Genomic DNA, 24,987 nt, shown 5'->3' on the forward strand with positions numbered 1-24,987 from the left:
CGCTTTCTTATAGAATTTAACGGAGCGTTCATACAAATGGTCTACCCTGTTTGGGAAAAATTCAAAAGTCCTGTAGGTCACTTTCTGATAGGCTGTTTTCGCATTGATTGCTGCCGTACTCTTTCTCTGATTAAAAATTTTTCCTGATTTTGTGTGAATAGGAAAGTGAAAAACCCTATTGTTTACAGTAGCAACTCTTTGAGAGAAGACCCTTCAAGAGCCTTCTGAATTAACCAAGGAAGGGAGCTTAAAGCCTATTTATATAGCTGATAATTATTCCGTCCACTCTTCTTCACCGTATACAGAGCCTGGTCGGCTTTGCGGAAGAGCTCTTTGGTGGTTGAGCCATTTTGCGGGTATAGAGAAATGCCAATGGAAGAGGTGGCGTGAATCTTGTGCCCTTCAATAAGATACGTTTTCTGTAAGGAATCGTGAATTCTATTGGCAACCATTTTAATATGATCGGTATCTTTCAGAGTTTTTACAAGAATAACAAATTCATCTCCACCCAGACGAGCTACCATGTCTTGACCTCGAACGCAATACTCCAGTCTTTTGGAGAGAGCAACCAGTAATTGATCCCCGATTTCATGGCCGTAGGTATCGTTAATTTGTTTAAAATTATCGCAATCCAAGAAAAGTAGGGCAAGTTTCCCGTTTTCCTCTTTGGCAGTGGCAATGGTCCTTTCCAATTCCTGCTCTAATAAACGCCGATTCGGTAAGCTTGTAAGGCTATCGTGATAGGCCTGAAACGTAAGCTGCTTTTGAAGTTGTTTTCGCTCTGAGATGATCCTGCCTGTGAGAATGATGTTAGCAAGTTCTCCCTCTCTGTGGATTGGCGTTCCATGCACTTCAACCCAAACCTCTGATTTTGCAGTGTTCTTATACCGATATTCCCTGACAATCTGCTCGTCCGTTTCACATAACTTGTTGAAAGCATCTTGCAATATAGGTTTGTCCTTTTCATCTAAACCATATAAAAAGGTTTCGCCTAACAAATTTTCATAGTCCTTACCTAGGATATTTCGGTAAGAAGGAGAGGCGTAGGAAATAGTGCCATCTACCTTTACCACCTTGATTAAATCACTCGAGTGTTCGGTAATTAGGCGGAATTTTTCTTCGCTCGCCTTTAGAGCACGTTCCATTTTTTTCTGTTCGGTGATGTCTTGGGCTATCACATATACTCCTGTTACTTCCCCGCAAACGATAATAGGAACATACGAGACGTTGAAAAATAATTTGCTGCTGTTGGCATGGTGGATCATCGTTTCAAAGCTGTTAATCTGCCCTTGAAGCGATTGCTCAAACGGATCGATTGGGAGCTGATCTCCAACAAAGTCAATATAGTTCAAACCAATAATCTGCTCTTTTGTATAGCCTGTTATGGCCACACACGCTTCATTGATTTTTTCCACGATACCAGCATTATTCAAGATGAAAATGGCGTTTTTTTGATAGGAAAATAAGGACTTATAAGCTTCCTTACTTTTTTCAAGGTTTTGCTCCAACTCTCTGAGATGCTGAATATTACGATAGATCATCGAAATGGCTGCAACGTTTTGTTGCTCATCCAAGATGGGGGAATAGCTTACAGATGTATGTATTTCTATTCCTTCCTTTGTAACACGAATGGTTTCTTGAGTTGGCACGATATTGCCTTGCTTTAATGTGAGAAATGAATCACCAGTTTGAATTTTTAGTTTTTTTGGAATAAAGTTCAGCTGATGCCAGTCTTGTCCAAGTGTTTCTGCTTCAGACCAGCCAAACTGAGTGGTAAAGGCTTCATTAACTTTTAAAACCTTTCCGTTGCAGTCAATCACAAGCATAGCGTCGACGGTATTCGCTACTAAGGAATGAAGAAAAAGATAGTCTTCATCCTTTGTCTTCCGTTCATTTACATTTTTAGTAATGGCGAGAATATAGGTTTTATCCCCGTCATTCACAGGAGTTAACGTTGTTTCAGAGGCTGGCATGTCTGGGACAAAGAGATTAAGGTCTGAGTAGGTGACAGAATGTTGACTTTTTATACACGTTAGATAATGGGTATTTAAAAATTCAAAGGTCGAGGGAGGTAGTACTTCTACTAGTTTCTTCCCTACCATATCAATCCCCAGTCGTTCCTGTGCAGATCGATTAACCTTGGTATACCATAACTGATTACCTTTATACTCCACTAAAAAGACCATATCCATCATATGTTCAAAGAAAAACATAAAGTGCTCTTCAATTTTCATGGCTTACCTTCTTTACTTCTGAATTTTACTCTGATAAAGCATCTTCTTCCATTATAGATATTATTGGGTGAAATTTCTATATACATGTCTGATAAAAAACGAAAAACAGGTTCTTCTTAAATTAGGTCTCTCTTTTTCGACAAAACTTTCAGTCAATATTGTGCACCTAAGCTGTCAATATAGTGACCCTTGTTTGAAAAGGTGCCCGTATATAATAAAAGAAAGCGGTTACAAAAGGCGGGTGAGTAGGTTGGAGACAAAGATTGAGCCGAGAACAGGCACTAGCAAGGTGGAGACAAATGCACACGTGGTCGAAGCTAAGCCGAAAAGAAAGTGGAAGTGGAAGAGTATCTTAACGTATACGGCTTTTGTTGGGCCGGCGTTGCTTTTTTTCCTCGTCATACAAGTTATTCCTTTCTTGATGGGGGTGTACTACTCTTTTACTTCATGGAATGGAGTCAGTGCTGCAGCAGAGTGGGTTGGGTTTGAGAACTACAAGAGGATTTTTACAAATGATGAGACTTTCTACAACTCATTCATATTCACAACGAAATTTATGTTTACAGCTGTTATTATTAGTAATCTTATAGGATTTGGGTTTGCGCTTCTATTAAATGCTGCGCTCAAGACTCGTAATATATTAAGAACGGTATTCTTTCTTCCGAACGTTATCGGGGGATTACTATTAGGATTTATCTGGCAGTTCATTTTTGTAAAAGGGTTTGCATCTGTTGGTGAAATGACTAATTTATCTTTCTTTAAACTTCCATGGCTAGGGGACGAAACAACTGCTTTTTGGGGAATTGTTATTGTGTTTGCCTGGCAGATCAGTGGATACATGATGGTCATTTACGTAGCAGCGTTACAGGGGGTAGATAACTCCTTACTTGAAGCCGCAAGAATTGATGGCGCTTCCAACCTGACGCTCGTGACAAAAATTATTATTCCATTAATATTACCGGCATTTACGATTTGTTTCTTCTTAACAATTTCGATGGCATTTAAAATATTCGACTTGAACCTCTCTTTAACAGGAGGCGGACCATTCAATTCAACACAATCGGTCGCAATTAATATTTATCAGGAAGCTTTTAATAATAACCGATATGGGTTAGGTACAGCAAAATCCATCATATTCTTCGTAGTTGTTGCGATATTCACAACAATTCAAGTATGGTCGACGAAGAAAAGGGAGGTTGAGGCATAGTGGGCGAGAAATATACCAAGAAAACCTTTACGCTAGAAATTATCGGAATTATATTAGGGCTTATCTTCCTCATTCCTTTTTACTTTGTCTTGATTAACTCGGTTAAAAGCTTTAGTGAGATATTGATTGATGCGGCAGCTTTACCTCAGGAGATCCTATTTTCCAACTACGTAAAGGTGTGGGAGATTATCCAATTTCCACGAGCTTTCTGGAACTCCCTAATCATCACGGTGTTCAGTAATATCGGAATTGTTTTACTTAGCTCGATGGCGGCTTGGAAAATGGTCCGAACACCAGGGAAGCTTAGTAAAATATTGTTTATCTTAATCGTATCTGCGATGGTTATTCCATTCCAAACGGTTATGATACCTTTAATGAAGCTTGGCGGCACGCTAGGAATGATCAATAGTATTCCAGGTATTATCATGATGTACTTTGGGTTTGGTGTCCCGCTTTCCTTATTTCTCTATCATGGGTTCGTGAAAACCGTCCCAGTGGAAATTGAGGAAGCAGCAAGAATTGATGGGTGCAGTCAATTTGGAGTGTTTTGGAGAATCGTCTTTCCACTGCTTAAGCCGATTACGGTTACGGTTATTATATTAAATACATTATGGATCTGGAATGATTACCTGCTGCCTTTACTGGTTTTACAAAGCGCAGAATTACGGACAATACCACTTGCTACTAGCGCATTCTTTGCACAGTATACAAAACAGTGGGATATGGGACTTGCAGCACTTGTCCTTGGGATCACGCCAGTCATTATCTTCTTCCTGTTTCTACAAAGGCATATCATCAAAGGGATTGCCGCTGGATCTGTTAAATAGACTTTTGGTACTTGATAGACAGTATTAAAAGTTTATATAAAAATTGCATCACAAACTTAAAAGGGGGCATTACAATGAAACGTTTTATACTTCTATTATTATCGTTAACACTTGTAGCTGGTATTTTCGCAGGGTGTTCAAGCAATAATTCATCAAGCAATAATGACCAGGAAAAATCAGATGGGGATGAGGTTACATTAAACTTCTTCCAATTTAAAGTGGAAATCGCGGATCAATTAGCCGAAATGATTAAAGAGTTTGAAGCAGAACATCCAAACATCAAAATTAAGTTAGAAACAGTTGGTGGCGGAGCGGATTACGGTGCAGCACTTAAAGCGAAATTTGCTTCAGGAGAGCAACCAGATATTTTCAATAATGGTGGTTTCAAAGAGTTAGAGCTTTGGAAAGAGCATCTAGCTGACCTTTCTGAAGAGCCATGGGCTGCAAATGTACTTCCAATCGGAAAAGTACCAATGACAGATGTTGAAGATGGCAAGCTTTATGGAATGCCGGTTAACCTTGAAGGATATGGTTTCATTTACAATAAAGACTTATTCGAACAAGCTGGTATTACAGAGCCACCTGCAACTATTACTGAACTAAAAGACGCTGCTAAAAAGCTTGAGGACGCAGGAATCACAGCATTCTCAGCAGGATATGGCGAGTGGTGGGTTATTGGACAACATTTACTGAACATTCCTTTTGCACAACAAGAAGATCCAGAAGCATTCATTGCGGGACTTTATGATGGAACAGAAAGCATCGTTGGCAATGAAGCGTTCAAGAATTTCAAAGAAGTACTCGATACAGAGCTTAAATTTGGGAACAGCAATCCTTTAACAACTGACTACAATACACAAGTAACACAATTTGCGGCAGGTCAGACTGCAATGCTTCAACAAGGTAACTGGACTGAAAACATGATTTATGAAATCAACCCTGAGATGAACATGGCATTCTTGCCAATTCCGAACAGTGATGGTGCAGAAGCAAATCGTCTGCCAGTAGGGGTTCCGAATAACTGGGTACTAAATAAAAATTCCGAGCATTTAGAAGAAGCGAAAACATTCTTAAATTGGATGGTTTCTTCTGAAACAGGTAAACGCTACATCACAGAAGAATTTGCATTTATTCCAGCATTCGATAACATTGAGCCAGCTGGTTTAGGAGATCTTGGACTATCGATTCTTGATTATTCTAAAGAAGAGCAAACGATTCCTTGGACATGGTTCATGTGGCCGGATGGAGCGAACAAAGAGTTTGCAGCATCTATTCAAGAGTATGCAGCAGGGAAGATCGACTACGATTCTTTATTAGAAAAATTCCAAACTACTTGGGATAATTTGAAGTAAGTATTGTTGAACAGCTAGGAGCACCAGGTTTTTGGGTGCTCTTTTTAGATTCTTGAAAGTTAGGAACGTCTATACTTTTAAGTGAAAATGCTCTATCTAGTGGATGAAGGGTTGTGCTAAAGACCGCTATTCCTCTCCACGAAAGGCTACGCGTCCGCGGGGTGCTTGGGAAGCCTCCTTGGCTATCGCCTGTGGGGTCTTCCCTAAGCACTATCTCCCGCTGGAGTCTCCGCCTTTCGTTCCGATCCACAGCTGGGTACACCGATGATTAAGTGATGCACTATTAATGGTCTTGATTGTTAGAACGTCTATATTTTTAAGAGAAGATGCTTTACCTAGTGGATAAAGGGTGGTGCAATAGACTGCTGTTCCTCTCCACGAAAGACTACGCGTCCGCGGGGTGCTTGGGAAGCCTCCTCGGCTATCGCCTGTGGGGTCTTCCCTAAGCACTATCTCCCGCTGGAGTCTTCGCCTTTCGTTCCGATCCACAGCTGGGTACACCGAGGATTAAGTGATGCTCTATTAAGGTTCTTGATTGTTAGAACGTCTATATTTTTAAGTGAAGATGCTTTACCTAGTGGATGAAGTGTTGTGCTAAATACCGCTGTTCCTCTCCACGAAAGGCTACGCGCCCGCGGAGTGCTTGGGAAGCCTCCTCGGCTAACGCCTGCGGGGTCTAACCCCGATCAACAGCGGGGAGTACCAAGAATCATATGGTACTCTTTTATTAGTGCAGCGCTTAGTGTAAAGACTTCCCACCATTAGGAATGTAGATAACGACACCATAAATATATAGTGCACCACCCTGTGTATTGGAGTGGCGGGTGCTCGACTCCAGCGGGAGATAGCGGTAGACGGGAGACCCCACAGGCGCAGCCGAGGAGGCTCCCGCACCGCCCCGCGGAAAGCGAGCACCTGGAACGGAAAGGAACAGGGAGTACTAACAGAACCCAGCATATTGTCAGGTAAGATTTATAAGTGAAAACTTCCATAAAAATTGAGAATGAAGTCCCACAGCTAAAAAGCGCTTACCCCTGTGTATTGGAGTGGCAGGTGCTCGACTCCAGCAGGAGATAGCGGTAGACGGGAGACCCCGCAGGCGCAGCCGAGGAGGCTCCCGCACCGCCCCGCGGAAAGCGAGCACCTGAAACGGAAAGGAACAGGGAGTTGCAGAAGTAACTTATCTATTATCAAGTAGTATCTAAAGATTTCGTAATATAATCAAATAATATCCTATTATTACGAAAAGAGCCTTATAATAAAAGGAACATTTGAAAGCATGCTTTGGAGGTACACTATGTTTAAGAAAAGCATTCGCAATAAGCTAATCGTCCTTTTACTTCTCATAACTATATTGCCATTTGGCACATCAATCATCATTACCTACTACCAAACTAAAGAAGCCTTCAAGGACCTCGTGGTTCAGGAAAATAGTAATCTCCTTTATCAGGGGAAAATAAATTTGGAAACCTATCTAAAAGAACTGAATGCCCTAACGCTTTCTTTATATAATAACCCTGATTTTATTAATTACATGAGAGCTCCTGATAAAGAAGACAACTATTTAACTATCGGACTCGTAAAAAACGTCCTGCAAACAATTCTTTACGCAGAGGATAATATAAGGCGGGTGCAGCTTTCTTTTGCAGAAGAGGAGCGGGTCATTACTGCCTCCAAGCGATCCACCGTTGTATTTTCGAGCGGAGCGGATTCAAGTACTGTATTTGAACGGTCTTATCGGCAGGCACAGCTTAGCCCATTTAACATGTATATTGATACCACACAGGCACAGCAGGGGAAAAACAGTATCTTTCTGCACCGGGCGTTAACAAATGTACCATCCGATCAGATACTTGCTTACATCACAATAGAGATTTCAACGGATCGAATTCTTGAATTAAGTGAGAACTTATACAATCAGGAGACAGAAGAATTTTATATTTTGTCTTCTACAGGCGCACTTATTTATAGCTCAAATGCGGAAGTTTTTGCCAAGCAGGAGGAACAAGAATGGATTAGCACTGTGATGGATTCTAACGTCGATCAGGCGACAATGGAATGGAGAAACGATGACTTTCACGGTGTTATCATGTATGACCAAACACCTGCAGCTGTAGGGGGTTGGGTGCTTGTAAAGCGCGTTCCGTATACTACCTTATATGAGAATGCTTTTGTTGTTACGAAAATCAATATTCTTTTCGGGCTCTTGGGCTTGTCACTTGTCATTCTTGCCACTCTTTTCGTTTCTTTCAAAATAACCTCTCCCATTCGCGTTCTTTTAAAGAATATCCAGCAGGTGAAAGAAGGAAACATGAACGTTCAATTTGAGTCTCTTGGTTCGGATGAAATTGGCATTTTAGGATTTCGCTTTAAACAAATGATGGAAAAAATAAACCAGTTGATAAATCGAGAGTACAAACTTGAACTGGAGAATAAAACCAATCAGTTAAAGGTGCTGCAATCGCAGTTAAATCCACATTTTCTCTATAACGCCCTACAGTCAATCGGGACGGTGGCCTTGAAGAATAACGTGCCTCAAATTTATACGCTTGTGAATCATCTTTCGAAAATTATGCGCTATGGGATGAACATGGATGAGGACATGGTACCACTTAAAAAAGAAGTAAATTATATAAAGGCCTTCCTTCTTTTGCAGCAGGAACGATTTGGCGATCATTTGGAATATGAGCTGAACGTACAAGAAGAGGCGATGAATGTTCCTATCCCAAAAATGATTCTCCAGCCCATTATCGAAAATTATTTTAAGCATGGTTTTGATATCCGAGAAGGGGTAGGGAAACTAACGGTGGAAGGCAAACTCGATGAATCTTTTTTAACCCTTTCAATCCGTGATAATGGAGTAGGAGTAACCGAGGAGAGGCTAGCAGAAATCTATCAACATTTTCTTGCTGGGCGGATAGATGACAATGAAGAAAAAACCAATATCGGATTAAAAAATGTTTATGCAAGGTTAGAGCTATACTATGATGGAAAGGCCTCCTTACACTTATCGAATCATAGAGAAGGAGGACTGATTGTCAGACTGCAAATTCCAATAATAATGGGAGGGGTTAGGGATGAAAGCGATCATCATTGATGATGAGAAGCATGTTCGGGAAGGTCTGCTCCTCTTAGCAAACTGGAAACAAAACGGGATCCATACTATACTGGAAGCGGAGGATGGAGAGCAGGCGATGGAACTTATAACTGCCCACCGGCCGGAAATTATCTTTACCGATATGCGCATGCCCAAAAAGGATGGAATAAGTCTTTTGAAATGGCTTGCCTCCACCGAAATGAACAGTATTACCATCGTGGTAAGTGGTTACGATGACTTCACCTTTATGCGAAATGCGATTTATTATAAGAGCTTTGATTATATTTTGAAACCGATTGATCCAGAGATATTAAATGAGACGCTCGAGCGGGCCGTTAGTAAGTGGAAGGAGCAGGCACTTGCGAGAAGGTCAGCTGAAGAGCCAGAGCAGCCTGCTGTTTCAAAAGAAGAGAAGAGTATGAAGGACATTGAAGAATATTTACGCCAAAATTATCAGCAGGACATCACCTTGCAAGAAATTGCCGATCGCTTTTATTTAAGCAGAGAGCATATTTCGCGAAAATTTAAGCAGGAATATCACGAAACCATTACAGATTATGTCACTCGAATTCGTATGGAAAAAGCAAAAGAACTGTTGGGTAAGCCTATAATGAAAATATATGAAGTTGCCTACCATATTGGCTACCAAAATGAGAAATATTTTAGTAAGGTGTTTAAGAAATTTACGGGCATGACGCCCAATGAATACCGGAGTACTGTCTTGAAATAGCAACAATATTTTTTAACGACAAGAGAATTTACAGATGGGGTGTAAGAATGGAAAAATTAAGAATGGGTATAATCGGAGTTGGCGGAATCGCACAGGGTCGCCATATTCCAACCTTTATGAATTTAGCAGATAAAGTCGTCATAGAAGCTATCAGTGATGTAAATGAGGAAACGGCAAAGATGGTAGCGGAGAAATTTGGTATTAAAAAGGTCTATTCACATTATGCGGAAATGTTTGAAGAGATTGATGCAGTAACCATTTGCACACCTAATAAATTTCACGCAGAAATTACGATTGCAGCCCTTGAAGCGGGTATTCATGTTTTTTGTGAAAAACCGATGGCGATGACACCTGATGAGTGTGAACGAATGATTTCTGCTTCCATTACTTCAGGAAAACAACTTGCCATTGCCTACCATTACCGCTTTATGAAGGAATCGGCTGCAGCGAAGCATCTCGTAATGGAAAATGAGATCGGCAAGCCAATTGTCGCTCGTGCAAAAGGGATGAGACGACGCAAGGTTCCAGGTTGGGGTGTTTTTACAAATAAAGAGCTTCAAGGTGGGGGAAGCCTGATCGATTATGGGTGCCATCTGCTGGATTTATCATTATGGTTGCTTGGAAACCCGAAGCCCGTAGAAGTTATGGGAACCTCCTATAATGAACTGAGTAAAATCCCAGGTCAAGTTAATCAGTGGGGCAGCTTTGATCACGAAACCTTTGAGGTAGATGACCATGTAACAGCCTACATAAAGTTTGAGGGTGGTGCATCCATGCTGTTCGAAACATCCTGGTCTGCCAACGTAAAAGGAGACGAAGAAAGTGTCAGTATTTCTGGAATAGATGGTGGAATCGATCTTTTTCCTTTTCATATGAATCAAATGAAGCATGGTATGCTGATGAATACAGAAGCGGATTGGGTACCAGGAGAAGATGACCCGAGTATGCCTCAAGCCTTGAACTTTATCAACAGCTGCTTAGGACTCGAAGAACTAGTAGTGAAGCCGGAGCAGGCAATGCAAGTATCCCAGATAATTGATGCTATTTATCGCAGTAGTGAAACGGGAGCAAGCATCCGGTTATAGAGTGGCTAATGATTATGAATTTAATAGTGAATGTATATAAATCAAAAGATAGCTGCCATTATAAAGGCAGCTCAGTTTGTAGCCAAGAAGGGGTTCGGAATCGTCACATTCCGAACCCTTTTTAAGATTTAGTAATTTTTTTAGGTGGATAGGTAACTCTTAAATACTATACTTAGGCTATCGCTGGACCTCCTCAAATCCAGTTGGCCATTTTCTATAGATTTAATCCAGCAAGTGTAAGCATCGACAATTTTTTAAGGCCCCTTGTGTGTTGTCCAACGCATACCATGCTTGGCGAAAACACACTCGATGGTTTTAATTCGCCTAGAAATAAATCTCCTTTCCCCTTGTTTAATGCCTCCGGTGTACCACTTCTTCCACAAGTGCTTGCCAAATGTGGAAGGATACCACCTTGTAATGAACCTTGCTTTCAAAAATCATAATTACCTAAAGTGTTATTTATATTAATTTTAAAATACACGTGATTATCGTTCCACAAAAAGTTTAGAAAATTGAGTTGATTGGAGGGGAAGGCACGTAGACTCCTGCGGGAGGCTCCCGGACCGCCCGCGGAAAGCGAAGTGCTGAAACGGAAATCAACGGGTTTACTTACCCAGATACGCAAAAAATGTAGACAACTTCGAAATACCTCGAGGTTGTCTACAGTCTGTGCTCTCTTTATATAGGCAGCGCTCTTTTTCTCAATACAATGAAATCACTTATGTCCTTTTGGCACTAAAAAGGGCTTAGCGTCTTCTGGTGTGAGATCATCCTCTTCCACGAAATTCAACGCTGCTTCCTCTTGGATGTTGAGACTATCCTCCTCGATCCACTCATCCAGCGGTTTATTACTGTCAATGTTAGCATCCGTAAACGGTCTGGAACTGTTGGATGTAGGTGCGATATCTGCAGGATCATCTTCAAGTGTTAAGGAGAGGTCTTCCTGACTGCGGAAGGTTTCCATATGTTCTGATTCCAAGGCAGGTTCAGCACTAATAATATCAGTTAAAATAAGGACCTTCCCCACTTTAACATCATATTCATAGCGGTATGCTTCTTCTTTCAAAAACCCCATATTAATTAAGGTGGCGGCAACTCCATCTATACCGGATACTCCGAAAGAATTGTCCATGGAGCCGGGATTTTTCAATGGGTCGATATTGGGGCTGGGAGTGTTCATTAATTCTTCATCCGCCTCGGCTGGGGAGGATTCTTCATTCAATGGCTCTAGCTCCCCGCTGGTACTTCTGATAAGAAATATCTCCTCCGAACGGAAACCTTCATCTTTCAGCCAATTAATCTTATCCATCGCTTCCTGTTCTGTAAGATAGGACCCGACAATTTCCTTTAGATGTGCTCCCATACTGCCTTCCTCCTAAAAGTATAATCGATTTGATAATACATATATACCCCGTGTGGTGGGAAGTTTAACCTGAACTTTTATTCTACTATTTGTTTGAAAAAATAAGCGTGTTTGTTTTACACACAATACGGGGTATTGAGTATATAAGCAAGGAAAAAACTTTGAAAATTAATACATAGATTAGGAAAGCTAGTTGCTTTCCGTTATCAATATGTTGTTTATTTTGAGATACACTGGGGGAGTTTCTTTTGAAAAGCACGAATAACGTCACCATTCTGATTCCGGCCTATAATCCTGACTATAAGTTGACAGAATTAGTAAGAGATATTATAAAAGAAGGATTTCAGAAAATTGTGGTTGTAAATGATGGTAGTGATCCTGAATGTAATTCTATTTTTACTAATTTAAAGGATTACAAGGAATGTACAGTTATTGAACATGAGGTTAACCAAGGGAAGGGACAAGCCTTAAAAACAGCATTTTCCTATTTTTTGAAGCATTTTCCCAATGATACTGGGCTTGTAACTGCTGATGCAGATGGACAACACGCAGTGGAAGATATGAAAAAAGTGGCGAAAAGACTGTGTGAGTGTCCGAAAAGCTTGGTGCTGGGAGTGAGGGACTTTTCTGGAAAGGATATCCCTTTTCGAAGTAAGTTTGGTAATGTGCTAACGAAAAGTGTCGCCAAATTTGCAAGTGGAGTGAAAGTATCTGATACACAGACTGGGTTAAGAGGGATACCCGCATCTTTTTTAAATAAATTGATTCATGTGGAAGGTACAAGATATGAATTTGAAATGAATATGCTTGTCGAATGTAAATCAAATAATATTGAAATTGAAGAAGTGAAAATACAGACTATCTATATTGAAGAAAATGAATCTTCTCATTTTAACCCTATCAAGGATTCCATTAGAATTTATTCGGTATTTCTTAAATTTGCATTTTCTTCCGTTCTATCATTCGGACTCGACGTACTTTTATTTGCCTTGTTTGTTGCGATTTTAAATGGTGTTCTGGTTGAGACATACATTATTTTTGCTACAATCTTTGCAAGGGTCCTTTCTTCTCTATTCAATTTCACCGTCAATCGAAAAATCGTATTCAAATCGGTAGCTAAACATGCTTTAGCGAAATATTTCACCTTAGCTGTAGGACAAATGCTTGCTTCTGCCTTACTTGTTTACATGGTATTTTTGATGATCGGTTTCGGTGAGGTAGGTATTAAAATAGTTGTCGATATCTTTTTATTCTTGTTAAGCTATGTTATTCAAAGAGAGTGGGTATTTAAGAAAAGATACGAACTTGGTACAGAATGACGGTACCTTTCTCCCCCCTTACTTAGTCCAATACTGACTGGCTAGAGGGGGGATTTTTATATTAATTGTGAGATGGCATAACAAGTGCGTTAAGTGTACCGTTCTTTATTTTTACATTTGTCAGGTTTTCTTCCAGCAGATCGGACCTTTTCGCTTTAACAGTGTAAATATAGCTTCCAGGGGAAGCGATGTAGTCTGTCCATGAAATATTCATGGTACCTATAATCGTTTTAACTTGATCTATCTGTCCAAGCTGTCTTAAGGATGCAAAATGTTGAGTGGTTATAAGTATATCGTTTCGCCATAAAGTAAATTCAATATAATAGCTGTATTCTTGAACGGTTCCGGTCTCCAATAAAATGGACAGTATGGAATCCAGTTTGATTCTTTCCTTTGGAAATTTAGTTTTTACCTCTAATGTTAATAGTTTTTCATGATGTTCAGGGGGAATTTCCCTGGCTTCTTTTGTTTGCGCAGAATAGTACATTGCTTCCGTACTTTTAGTTGAGGTTTTGCAATTGCAAGGAACCCGACAACCGCAGCTTTTTCTCCATTCAAAGTATAAGGACATGGAAAACCCTCCGTTTGTAATTGAATCTAAGGGTAATATATGTGAAGTTAGAAACTTTGATTGTACACTTGTCCTCCTTTAATCCACTTTCCTTCCTTTTTTGTAGAAAAATTACTTTTTGTTGTAAAATATTTCTTATATATCTATAATTGGAGTTGTATTTAAAGGGTTAACATTTTCTTAACTAAACTGTAACGATAAATTTACATAGTTTGAATTTAAGCAAGGAGGAGGGCAAGATTCTGCGATGGCAAAAGAAATATTCACTAGATATGAATTGAAATATTTAATACCTAATGAAGTGTACTTAAAGCTGGCAGAAGCAATTCTCCCATATACCCGGTTTGATAGTTTTGGAGAAGAAGGAAAATACAACATTGTAAGCTTGTATTTTGATTCGCCTAACAACGACATATACTATGAAACTCGGAATAAATTATTCTTTCGTCAAAAATTAAGATTAAGAGTCTATGATAAGGTGACAAGAACTGATTCTGCCTTTTTTGAGATAAAACAAAAATACAAGAATGTAGTAAATAAAAGAAGAACCAAGATTTCGTTGCAGGATGCTTACCGCTATTTAGACCAAGAGGGTTCATCTCTTCCCACCAATTTAGCCATTTCCAATCCGCAGATAATGAATGAAGTGCACTCCTTTAGAAATCTTTACAAATTAAAGCCAGAAGTTGTAGTTAGCTATGACCGGCAAGCTTTTCAGGGAATATATGATGACGATTTGCGCATCACCTTTGATTTCAATTTAACTTGCCGGTCACAGGATTTACATATTGAAAATGGGTCATACGGTACTCATTTTGTTGAACCTGGACTGGTGATACTAGAAGTGAAGGTAACACATAGCGTGCCGCTTTGGTTGTCGAGATTACTCAGTGATTTAGAATGTCCAAGAAAAAGTGTCTCCAAATTCTGTACGAGCATTGATTTGATGACAGAGGAGAAAAGCAAGGGGGGCATTTTTTTATGACTATAACAAAAAAATGGAGCGTATTAGTCCTGACAGGGGTACTTTTCCTTTCGATTTTTGCGGTATCCTTCACACTCTCACCCCCAATGCAGACTTCAAACCCTGCATTGGAACAGGAAGAAATTGAGAAAGAAGCAAACATACCATTACAGCCCACAAATGAGATCTCCGATTTGTTTTTAACTGTGGATGACGAGGATTTAGAGCATTTATATACACGAGATAGAGGAAATGATACTAGAATTCCCGGCAGGCTAACAGTTGGAGAGCATACAAAAGAAGTCGCTACGGAACTTCGGCTACGAGGGAACTCCTCTAGAGCGTTACCAAAAAAATCGTTAAGTCTCCGTTTTGATTCTGAACAGGATTTTATTTTTGGTGGTACCCATCTGAATTTAAATTCAATGTATACGGATCCTTCTATGATGCGGGAGAAAATTGCGTTCGATATGTTTCATGAGCTAGGTCTCCCGGCTTCGAGGACGCAGTATTTCAATCTCTATATTAACGGCGTATATGAGGGCCTATTCATTCAAATTGAACGGGTGGACGAAAGGCTGCTTTCCTATTCAGGGTTAAGCCCAAGAGGGACTCTTGTTCGAGATGCTTTCCGCCAAAACCAGGACCTTGAGAATGTGGAGACTCGTTCTGTATTCAGTTTTGATATTAGTACAATAGAAGACCCCGCAGTGTTTTTATCGGAAACGACTAATTACAGAAATAATCCGGATTGGGACTCTTTTAGGAGGTTACTTGAGTGGGTATACCGGACAGATGCTGGACCTGATTTTGCCAAAGGCTTTGCAGAGAAGGTTCAGCTTAATTCTTTTATGGATTGGCTTCTCCTTCATTTTTTGATTGCGGATGTTGATGCCTTTTCGGATGATTATTGGATGTACCTTGACCATGATTCCAACGATGCTAAGTGGATCCTGCTGCCTTGGGACAAGGACTTATCCTTCGGGTCCCACTACCGGGCTGCCACAGGGACGGCTAATCACTATTTCGGGTACGAATCTCCCCTGCAATCTATACAGGATAATCTGCTTTTACAAAAGTTCCTTGACACTCCAGAACTACGCGAAAAGTTGAATGAGCGATTAGTTTACTTAATGAAAGAAAAGTTCACTCTTCAATACTTTGAACGTAAGATTGAAAATCTCTCTGCCATGATAAAAGTCAATGAGGAAAAACTTATAGATGTTGAGCAATTTAAGATGAACCGAAAAAACAATCATGGTGAGCCCGGTTTAGAAGAATATTATCAGGAAACTATTTTGGACTTTGTCGAACTTCGATATCAATACCTTGCGCAGTATCTCCAAGGATTTAATCTAGAAAAATATACGGCGACCATCGATGTGAATGATGCGCAGCCTGAGGATACAATTTACTTTAGAGATGGTGCAGGCTGGGTCATTGGCAAGCTGGAGGTAAGCTCCATCTACAATACAGATAAGATTACCTTAAGTGTTAGACAGGAGGATGCCTCATCTGCAATTGACCGGATATGGACAATTGAAACAGAGGGAGAGGCTCTGAAAGGAAAGTTAACCATCTATTATCGCAATGATATTGGATGGATTGGAAAAGAAAATTGGTATCACGAAGATACACCGACAGACGGACAATGGGATTTAGTATTGGGGGAACTTCAAGAACACGGAGAGACGGTTCCTATCCAGACAGTTATCAATCCGTTTTCCAATAAAGCAGCAAGTATTATGGAAATAGAGTTCCAGGGTAAACAAGAGTTTATCCTATACCATCCGTAAAGAAAGGAGGAATCATGGTGAAGCTAGCCAAATTAATTCCTGTTTTCTTCTTACTTCTCCCACTATTGTTGCTATGGGGGTTCACCTTTCAAGTGGCTCCAAAGGGAATATACTTTGCAGATGAAAGACTGGAAGAAGCCGTGCGGATAGTAATTGAAGAAGACGGACTAATTACACAGGATCAATTGAAAACAGTGGAAACCTTGTCTGTTCGTGCTGCAGATATAGATAATATCGAGGGACTGCATTTTCTCACGGAATTAAAAAGTCTGGATCTAAGAGATAACAATATCTCAGATCTAACACCATTACAGAATCTTACAGGATTAGTAGACTTGAATCTTAGAGGAAATAGTATTTCAGATCTATCAAGTTTGAAGCGGCTCACACAAATAAGAACGTTAAATGTAAGAGAAAATCAGATTGAAGATATTTCCGTACTTGCGAACCTTTCATACTTGGAGGATTTAAACATTCGATATAACCAGATCGAGTCGATAGATCCGCTGCAAGACCTGGAGTACTTAACGAAACGCCTTTTCCTGGAAGGTAATAAAATAAATGATTATAGCCCAATCGACCACTATTATCCTTCCATTGTGGAAAAAGACTTTTAGGCAAATCTGAATAAGAATGGAAAAGGAAAGGTGAAAGGCATGAACCAACTTATGGAAGAATTTTCGAAGCTTGCAAATTTAACAACAAAATTGACGATCATCCAAGCATTTTTAGCAATTTTCATCAGCTTTTGCCTAACCTTGATTATTACACAAGTATATAAACATACATACAAGGGAAATAATTATTCACAATCTTTTATGCATACCATTATTATCATGGGTGTTGTTGTATCCGTTATTATGATTGTGATAGGGAACAATGTAGCAGTAGCATTCGGATTGGTTGGAGCATTTTCCATTATTCGCTTCCGTAGTGCGATGAGTGACCCAAAAGACATCGCCTTTATCTTTTTTGGAATGGCTGCAGGAATTGCATGCGGGCTAGGCTTTTATCTATTAGCTATCCTCTTTACGCTCTCACTTTCCATCCTGATTTATGTGTTATACCTCTTTGATTATGGCAAAAAAGGAGAGGCGACTAAGCGATTAAAAATTATCGTTCCAGAAAACCTGCATTACGAAAATCTGTTTGACCACATTTTTCAAAAGTATTTAGAAACTTGTACCTTACAGCGGGTGGAAACGACCAATTTAGGTACCATGATTCAGCTGGAGTACCTGGTAAATAATAAAGACGGAATAAGCGATAAAATCATCATGGATGAAATCAGGCAGCATAATGCAAACCTGAAGGTAAGTATGAATTACGTTAACTATGATGGAAGATAAGAATGACCCCATCCCATGCTCCTTAGAAAAGTGGGATGGGGTTTCTTTGTGGTGGATGCATTAATTTTTTACTAAATTGGTAGAAATAGTGATTTAGGGAACCAACCTTGTTATGATAGAGAGAAGAATTTCTATAAGGGGGAAATATATTGCTTAATAAAAACAAATTAATATTAATGGTGCTCAGTTGTTTACTAGTTTTACCACATTCCATTTCAGCGCAACAGATTAATAGTGAATGTGTGCAGCCTAGCGTAAGTGAAATAGATAGAATGCTGACGGAGGAGGCCTTGGCTCAGGATGTTCCACCGGAGATTGTGAAAGCCATTGCATTTATCGAGGCAGATGGTTGGGTGCACTGTGAGAACGGAGAAACGTTAATTTCTGGTGATGGTGGAATAGGGATTATGCAAGTGACGGACGTCGACGGCTGGGACATAGAGAAATTGCATACAGATATTTCTTATAATATTAAAGCCGGTGTCACTATTTTAAATAGTAAATACGGCTACAATGTAATCCCGAAATTAAATGACCAGAATAAAGATATTTTGGAAAACTGGTATTTTGCCGTAATGGCTTACAATGGGATCGTTCATATAAATAGTCCCAGCTTAAAAGACGAAAATGGAAAAAGAAATATGGAATCCTACCAGGACAGAGTATTTACTCAACTTCAAGATAGTAACCCGGGTATTAACCTTAACTTAGATTTAGATGAGGTGAAGTTTGAGGACCTGATCTACCGTGATAATGGAACACTTGGATTTCGCAAATCTTCTTACATATTGGAGGGACCAATACACTCCACTCGTCAAAAATATGAGAAAGGTGATTTGGTCGTTGCCACGGCAGGAGCTAGATATCGCTCATTCCCTGATACAAGGGATTCCGAGAATATAAAGGGAACTTTACAGAGAGAAGTAGTCATGATAGATGATACTTTTGCTTATGATCAGTCAGATAATAATTTTAATCATTTTCTCTGGTATTCAGTTATTACTCGAAATGAGGAGAATAGTGGTTACGTTGCTTCCTCCAACCTGACTCCATTTGGTAAAAGAATATACGGAGACAACCGCTATGAAACGGCAGTGGAAATCTCAAAGCAAGGGTGGGAAGAAAAAGCAGATACTGTTATTTTGGCAAGGGGAGATACTTTTCCTGATGCACTAGCAGGGGCACCCTTGGCATATAAACTGGATGCTCCCATTCTATTAACAAGACAAACAGCTTTACATGATAAAACAGAAGCAGAGATTAAAAGATTAGGTGCAAAGCATGTTATTATTTTAGGCGGAACGGAAGCAATTTCTGTAAAGGTCTCAGATAAGCTTACGAGTATCGGTGTCACTAATGTAGAGAGAATTGGTGGAGACAGCAGGTATGATACTGCAAGGAAAATAGCTAATCGCTTAGGAGGCAATCCCGAAAAAGCCATTCTGGCACATGGAGACAATTTCCCTGACTCCCTATCGGTTGCACCATATGCGGCAAAGCACGGTTACCCTATCCTTTTAACTAAAACTGATAGATTGCATGAGTCTACAACACAAGCAATAGAGGATACAAAAGTGAACAGTATGATTGTTGTGGGAGGGGTCAACGCAATTAGCGAGGGTGTTTTAAATAAACTTCCTGAGAATGTTTCAACTGATAGAATCGCAGGCGAAACACGCTACGCCACAGCGGTGAAAATAATAGAAGAGTTTAATCTGCCTACTGATATAGTCTACACCGCTACTGGACGAGACTTTCCGGATGCCCTGACAGGTTCCGTACTGGCTGCAAAGAACAATTCGTCCATCTTGCTTGTAGATGACAAAGTCCGTCCTGACACGACGAACTTTATTCGTAATAGCCAGCTTGATACATTCCATGTTTTAGGAGGGCGTCCAGCAGTAAGTGACACAGCTGTAAATAACTTAGTTGTTGACTGAAAAAAAGAGAGTGGGATAATGTATTCCACCTTCCTTTGTAATGTTAGAACAGAGTGTAAGAGAGAATAGAAAAAGGTCCAAAGCTACTTATAAACCATAGCTTTGGACCTTTTTTCACCTTGTATTACTCGTACAATTCTTTATATAAAATAGCCTTTAATGCTAGTAACTCTTCGTCTGTCAGTTTGCTCTCAAACGTTTCAGCAAGCTCCAACGCTTCTGCTTCCGTTAATCCTTTAGATACCTTCGCCTGAATGCTCTGTAGCTCTTTAAGGCTTAATTTCTGCATAACCACTCTTGTTGCTTGTTCTTTTGTTTGAAATGGTAATTCTTCAAGGTTGGCATCGGAACCTTCTGAAATATATGCTTTCAACTGAGGAGCGCTATCGATATATGCTCTTGCTTGTGAAATATTGTTACTGTTTTCTAAATCCTGTTCCACATACTCTACGGCACGGTCCTCAATGAATCCTGATACTAGATAATAGCCGCCGAATCCTAAACCAGCTAGTATTACAATTGATATCAATACACCTATAAGTAGCTTCATTCTAACAAACACCTACTTTCTCCAATACTATACAAAAATAAAACAAGCAACGCAAACTATTGCGTTGCTCATTCAGCCTTATTTTCTACTCTGTCTTTAAGGGTGAGAGTAGGAAAATTCTCCTTGATCACTTCAATAAAAGGTTCTACATAGCGTTCGTCAAATTGTTGGCCACTGCAGCGACGCAGCTCTTCAAACGCTTCTGGGAAAGTCTTTGTCGGCTGATAGGGGCGCTCAGTCGTCATGGCATCAAAAGAATCGATAACACAAAGAATACGGGCAAGCTTCGGTATATTATCGCCTTTTAATCCATGAGGATAGCCTTTGCCGTCATACCGCTCATGATGCAGCTCCACCAATGGCAATAACTCTTCATATTTCTTTGTTGTAGAGACGATTTCCTTCCCCCACAGTACATGCTTTTTCATGATTTCCCATTCATGTGGATCAAGTTTTCCCTTTTTATTAATGATATCGCGTGGAATCTCTACTTTCCCTATATCATGTATAAGGGCACCAAGAATCAAGTTTTGCTTTTCATGATCACTTAATTCAAGTTTCTTGCTAAAATCCATCGCATATCTAAACACCCGTTTACTATGCTGATAAGTATACACATCTTTAGGAAGAAAAATCTGTAGCTGCTGCTCAAGGTTTTCAATTTCTTTTACAAGATAAAGGTCATTCTGGTAGACATCGGCTTCCTCATAATAAACTTGTACATTGTTTTTCCCCTGCGCTTTTGCATAATACAGAGCTTTGTCCGCTTTATTAAGGAGTTCCGTAGAATTATAGGTGCCAGCTTCGTACTCTGCAACCCCCGCTGAAAAGGATAAACATTTTAGCGGTAACTCGTCCGCTCCTTTATAGTGTGTATCATTAAAATCTTTTCGTATTTTACTTAGAAAAGCACTAGCTTCCTGCTTAGAAACGCCAGGGAAGAGGATTGCGAATTCTTCTCCGCCATATCTAGCTGGAATATAAGGGGTGGTTTGGGTTTTATTTATCAAAAATTGACCCATAAATCTTAGGAACTCATCCCCCTGAAGATGACCGTTCTGATCATTGTATTTTTTGAAATCATCTATATCCAACAGTGCAACACTGAAAGTTTCCGATTCATCATGCTTTTTATAGGTTTCATCTAATTTAAGCTTGAAATAGCCATGGTTATAAAGTCCGGTTAGAAAATCTTTGTTTGCGCGTTCTTCTAATTCTTTAAATAGATTAAAAAATTTGGTAAAAGCAAATGAGAGTAATACCGATAATAGTATAAATAAGAACAATCCAAAATAAATATCGGTTTTCATTAGTAAGGTCAACACTAAAGCTAATAATAAAGTACTAACATAACTAACAACTGATTCCTTTAATGCATCTCTTCTTACTAATTCTTGGAAAATATTAATGACAGACGGTGGTTGTAAAATATAAAAATAGAACCATATGAGCAAAATATTTAGTATGAAATAGGTGGTTAAAGAAAGAACAAACGGTAAGACATATTGTAAATTAATATCCCCAACGATTCCTCCTGAAATGGTGTAAACATAGTAAGCACAACTCAGCATTATTGAGTAAATGGAAAAGTTAAACAAATGCTTCCACCAAGCATTTCTTCTTAAAAATATGATAAAGATACTATTGCTTATTAGTAAAACCAATAAAGTAAATTCTACTCCATAAAGGAATAAGCATGCTAAATATATTGCAGAATCCATTGATAAAGAGTTTCCTTGAGGAGGAAGAACGATAATGAAATAATTTAAGAAGATGATGGCGCCAACTAAAGTATATAATAAGACCCACTCATCTAGAGCCACAACTTGGAACGAGGAGTTAAAGGAGAATGAGAGAATTCCAATTATACAAATTAATAAAATATAAATTTTTTGCAACCATTCTTTTGAAATGTTGTACATTTTTTTCCAACTCTCTTTATAGATAGAAAGAAGCATTTATAGAAAATGCTTCTTTATGAAAATTAATAAAGTTTATAACCAGATGTTAAAGCTACAATTACAGAACCGATTACTAATAAATTGATTATAGCAGTTTTCGTACGTGCATTCATATTTTTCACCTCCCTTCAATTTACTATATTAATTAACTTGTTGTAGTAACTTGAGGAGTGATAGTCTTTTCTTCTTTTTTTCCTAGCATTAAGTATTGAATGAAAAAGAATACACCTATGTTCATAATGACATCGCCGATACTGATGACCTGTTCGCGCGGGTAAGGTGCTGATAGTGGAATAATATCACCGAGAAATGCAAGTCTAGTAGCCTCAGTAATTGCTTCATGTTTCCCATATAGTCCACTTTGTAAAGCTTCAATAAAGTAGGGGCCAAGCACCGTGCTGGCCTCTAGAGAAACTGGCATTCTTCCGCCATTTGCAGCCATTACCAAAAAGTTCAGGAGAACTCCAAAGAAGATAATTATAAAACCTGAATGATGGCGATTCATCCAAAGAAAATAGAGACCGGCAACGTAGACTAGTAAAAATACTATGTTGCTATAGGCTCCAATTTCAGGAATTCTATTTTGCAACAGGTAAACTATTAATTGGATTCCAAGTAAAACAGGAAAAACCCACGCATATTTCAATTTCATATCTGCTAACCCTTTAAAGTTTCCACCTCGAAAAAGCCCGACTAGAAGGGCGATAATTATTCCATCATATACCATGTTTTTCCTCCACGTTAAAAATTATGTATCTTCTAATAACATCTTTATCTAAAATTTAACAAAATTCAACAAATTTTTCAAGGTGTATTTGTTCCTATATTTTAAATTTAGCTAAGGAATGTGAGACTCTATTAACTTTATCGGTTTAATGTTAGAAAAATAGAGTTAATGGTGGGATAAGGTTTACTTAAAAGGAAAAAAGGTAATGAAGAACTATGTACTACTATAAACTAACGGGAAAACTAATATAATAGTAAAAATCTACAAATTTCTCTTGCCATTTTGTAGAAATCTAGTAGAATGAAAAAGTAAATTGTAATTAATTAGGCGGTGAATATTAATCAGATGAATGATCCCTATAAAAATATAGACAGTCAGGATGAAATCATAAAAGTATTGCAATATGCTTACCAGCAAGGGATGGAACGTGAAAATATCTCGATGATGGAACTCGTTGACGAAATGAGAGAAAAGCTGCAAACGCTTATAAAATAATAATAGATTGCTAGAATTCAACACTTCTAATGGTGAGAAGTGTTTTTGTTTTGCGTTTTTTTGCGATTCAAATCCGCCAGTATGGAAAAATGTCTCTGGGACAAGGGACCTGTCCCCAAAACCCGTTTTATGTTAAAATGGGCGAGCATGAAGATCTATAACAACTAAGAATATACTTAAAAAGGTGTCAGGTGATTAGATGATTGGTAGAAATGAACCGTGTCCTTGTGGCAGTGGGAAGAAGTTTAAGAAGTGTTGTGAAAAAAAACAGAGTACAGGCCTTGATAAGGTGCTAGAATCGGAACTAGTATCACTGCAAATTGATATGATGCGTTATGCTTACGATAAATTCTCAGGGGAGCTAGAATCTGAGGCGTCAAAGTACCTACATAATTTTCAACTTGATCAAGAGAAAAAGGATGCTTTTGAGGAGCTTATTCACTTATGGGTTATGTTTACGGTGAAGCGCGAACATGGGCGGACGATTGTCGAAGACTTTGTGCAATCGAATGAGAATAAGTTCTCGAGGCCCCAAGTGAAGGAATGGGCGCAAAGCTGGCAAAAGGCGTATCCTTCGGTTTATAAAGTCTCCAACATTCGTGGGGAGCTTTATACAATGGAGGATTATTTTACAGCAGAGAAAACGAGAGTTAAATTTATCGATCGAGAAGATGAATTAAGTAAAAATGAGCTTGTCGTAGGGATGTTTGTTCCATTCCAAGAAGCTCACGTTGTCTTTATGTCTACCTTTGAGCGTGGGACTCTTGAAGCAATTCTTATAGAAGAGCACTTGCAGAAGATCATAGGTGAGGAAAGTGTCAATGCAGAGTATGTGCAATCAAATTTCCCTATTCTTGCAGGGAGTGTGCTGGAATTTGAACTGTCTGAAAAGGACGTTCAAGAGCTTCCGGTCCAAGATGAAGCACAAGAAAAAGTGTTAGAGCTGTTTATGAAAGCTGCTGATGATCGAGAATATCCAGAGCGTTTTAAACAGTTCGTTCATATGTTATGGTCCATGTATTGCATGAAAGAGAGTCCTGCCATACGCAATGAAGCAAACTATGCTGCTGCGTTAATCTATTTCTCCGATATGCACTTTATGGAAGAGCAGATGGAAACTCAAAAAGGACTGGCGGAGGAATTTACTATTTCACCAGGCAGTGTTTCCTCTACCTATCGTAAATTGGATGAAGTTCTTCAGCCTGTTATCCAGTCGTTTCAGCAGGATATTGAAGAGGCTTTACAAACTTAATTTTAGAAAGGGTTCTGGTTCTACCACTTTGGTAGGTCAGGCCCTTTTTCTTTGTTTTTTAGAAATTTTTGATTAATTGTTACATAAGTGGGTTCCACCTCTTTTTCTGTTAAATGAAGAAATTACGCTTAATCTTGAGTGAATAGGACAGTGGAAAATCCAACTGCC

General features: G+C 39.2%; 20 protein-coding genes. 14 read left to right on the forward strand and 6 right to left on the reverse strand.

All coding sequences use genetic code 11. The annotated features are described in order from the left end of the window. Positions 1-254 precede the first annotated feature (254 nt). Positions 255-2,234, reverse strand: a complete 1,980-nt coding sequence (locus K9B36_RS06645; protein WP_223701239.1) for a PAS domain S-box protein — start codon at positions 2,232-2,234, stop codon at positions 255-257. A 307-nt stretch (positions 2,235-2,541) separates the two neighbouring features. On the opposite strand from K9B36_RS06645, the gene K9B36_RS06650 reads away from it, so the two are divergent. The 6 genes from K9B36_RS06650 to K9B36_RS06675 all read left to right on the forward strand — a co-directional run bounded on the left by K9B36_RS06650 (position 2,542) and on the right by K9B36_RS06675 (position 10,532). After that, a complete protein-coding gene (locus K9B36_RS06650) occupies positions 2,542-3,441 on the forward strand; it encodes a carbohydrate ABC transporter permease (RefSeq protein WP_223701580.1) in 900 nt (299 codons plus the stop codon). Further along, positions 3,441-4,268 (forward strand): carbohydrate ABC transporter permease, encoded by an 828-nt coding sequence (locus tag K9B36_RS06655; protein WP_223701240.1) that lies wholly within the window; start codon positions 3,441-3,443, stop codon positions 4,266-4,268. The genes K9B36_RS06650 and K9B36_RS06655 overlap by 1 nt, the downstream gene beginning before the upstream one ends. A 74-nt stretch (positions 4,269-4,342) precedes the next feature. After that, entirely contained in the window at positions 4,343-5,620 is a 1,278-nt protein-coding gene (locus K9B36_RS06660; protein WP_223701241.1) for an ABC transporter substrate-binding protein, read from the forward strand. A 1,297-nt stretch (positions 5,621-6,917) separates the two neighbouring features. Next, positions 6,918-8,717, forward strand: a complete 1,800-nt coding sequence (locus K9B36_RS06665; RefSeq protein ID WP_223701242.1) for a cache domain-containing sensor histidine kinase — start codon at positions 6,918-6,920, stop codon at positions 8,715-8,717. Then, the gene (locus tag K9B36_RS06670; RefSeq protein WP_223701243.1) at positions 8,698-9,447 is read left to right on the forward strand and encodes a response regulator transcription factor; all 750 of its coding nucleotides are present in this window, start codon (positions 8,698-8,700) and stop codon (positions 9,445-9,447) included. Before K9B36_RS06665 ends, K9B36_RS06670 begins: the two co-directional genes overlap by 20 nt. A 47-nt stretch (positions 9,448-9,494) precedes the next feature. Continuing rightward, positions 9,495-10,532, forward strand: coding sequence for a Gfo/Idh/MocA family protein (locus tag K9B36_RS06675; RefSeq protein ID WP_223701244.1), 1,038 nt, complete (start codon positions 9,495-9,497; stop codon positions 10,530-10,532). Positions 10,533-11,247: 715 nt separating this feature from the next. On the opposite strand, the gene K9B36_RS06680 is transcribed toward K9B36_RS06675, so the two are convergent. Beyond that, the gene (locus K9B36_RS06680) at positions 11,248-11,895 is read right to left on the reverse strand and encodes a general stress protein (protein ID WP_223701245.1); all 648 of its coding nucleotides are present in this window, start codon (positions 11,893-11,895) and stop codon (positions 11,248-11,250) included. A gap of 248 nt (positions 11,896-12,143) precedes the next feature. Between K9B36_RS06680 and K9B36_RS06685 the strand changes: the two genes are divergently transcribed. Further along, positions 12,144-13,214 (forward strand): bifunctional glycosyltransferase family 2/GtrA family protein, encoded by a 1,071-nt coding sequence (locus K9B36_RS06685; RefSeq protein ID WP_223701246.1) that lies wholly within the window; start codon positions 12,144-12,146, stop codon positions 13,212-13,214. A 61-nt stretch (positions 13,215-13,275) separates the two neighbouring features. Here the strand turns inward: K9B36_RS06685 and K9B36_RS06690 are convergent, their stop codons facing one another. Further along, positions 13,276-13,785: a hypothetical protein gene (locus K9B36_RS06690; RefSeq protein WP_223701247.1), complete on the reverse strand. Its 510-nt coding sequence runs from the start codon at positions 13,783-13,785 to the stop codon at positions 13,276-13,278. A gap of 247 nt (positions 13,786-14,032) precedes the next feature. On the opposite strand from K9B36_RS06690, the gene K9B36_RS06695 reads away from it, so the two are divergent. The 5 genes from K9B36_RS06695 (at position 14,033) to K9B36_RS06715 (ending at position 19,834) form a co-directional block, all read left to right on the forward strand. Continuing rightward, positions 14,033-14,770, forward strand: a complete 738-nt coding sequence (locus tag K9B36_RS06695) for a polyphosphate polymerase domain-containing protein (protein WP_223701248.1) — start codon at positions 14,033-14,035, stop codon at positions 14,768-14,770. Beyond that, on the forward strand, positions 14,767-16,545 hold the full coding sequence (locus K9B36_RS06700) for a CotH kinase family protein (RefSeq protein ID WP_223701249.1): 1,779 nt from the start codon (positions 14,767-14,769) through the stop codon (positions 16,543-16,545). The genes K9B36_RS06695 and K9B36_RS06700 overlap by 4 nt, the downstream gene beginning before the upstream one ends. A gap of 17 nt (positions 16,546-16,562) precedes the next feature. Next, a complete protein-coding gene (locus K9B36_RS06705; protein WP_223701250.1) occupies positions 16,563-17,162 on the forward strand; it encodes a leucine-rich repeat domain-containing protein in 600 nt (199 codons plus the stop codon). Between the two features lie 39 nt (positions 17,163-17,201). Further along, entirely contained in the window at positions 17,202-17,894 is a 693-nt protein-coding gene (locus tag K9B36_RS06710) for a DUF4956 domain-containing protein (RefSeq protein ID WP_223701251.1), read from the forward strand. Positions 17,895-18,043: 149 nt separating this feature from the next. Continuing rightward, complete coding sequence (locus tag K9B36_RS06715) at positions 18,044-19,834, forward strand: cell wall-binding repeat-containing protein (RefSeq protein ID WP_223701252.1); 1,791 nt, start codon at positions 18,044-18,046, stop codon at positions 19,832-19,834. Between the two features lie 124 nt (positions 19,835-19,958). Here the strand turns inward: K9B36_RS06715 and K9B36_RS06720 are convergent, their stop codons facing one another. The 3 genes from K9B36_RS06720 to K9B36_RS06730 form a co-directional block, all read right to left on the reverse strand. After that, a complete protein-coding gene (locus tag K9B36_RS06720; protein ID WP_223701253.1) occupies positions 19,959-20,384 on the reverse strand; it encodes a hypothetical protein in 426 nt (141 codons plus the stop codon). A 68-nt stretch (positions 20,385-20,452) separates the two neighbouring features. Beyond that, positions 20,453-22,306, reverse strand: coding sequence for a bifunctional diguanylate cyclase/phosphohydrolase (locus K9B36_RS06725; RefSeq protein ID WP_223701254.1), 1,854 nt, complete (start codon positions 22,304-22,306; stop codon positions 20,453-20,455). 184 nt (positions 22,307-22,490) lie between these two features. Then, a complete protein-coding gene (locus K9B36_RS06730) occupies positions 22,491-23,072 on the reverse strand; it encodes a DUF5317 domain-containing protein (protein WP_223701255.1) in 582 nt (193 codons plus the stop codon). Positions 23,073-23,417: 345 nt separating this feature from the next. Here K9B36_RS06730 and K9B36_RS06735 point away from each other — a divergent pair, with 345 nt between their 5' ends. Next, positions 23,418-23,567, forward strand: a complete 150-nt coding sequence (locus K9B36_RS06735; RefSeq protein ID WP_223701256.1) for a hypothetical protein — start codon at positions 23,418-23,420, stop codon at positions 23,565-23,567. Positions 23,568-23,766: 199 nt separating this feature from the next. Then, the gene (locus tag K9B36_RS06740; RefSeq protein ID WP_223701257.1) at positions 23,767-24,819 is read left to right on the forward strand and encodes a YecA family protein; all 1,053 of its coding nucleotides are present in this window, start codon (positions 23,767-23,769) and stop codon (positions 24,817-24,819) included. Positions 24,820-24,987 lie beyond the last annotated feature (168 nt).

Source organism: Sutcliffiella deserti (genome assembly GCF_020037475.1).
In the GTDB taxonomy this organism is placed as follows: Bacteria; Bacillota; Bacilli; order Bacillales; family Bacillaceae_I; genus Sutcliffiella_A; species Sutcliffiella_A deserti.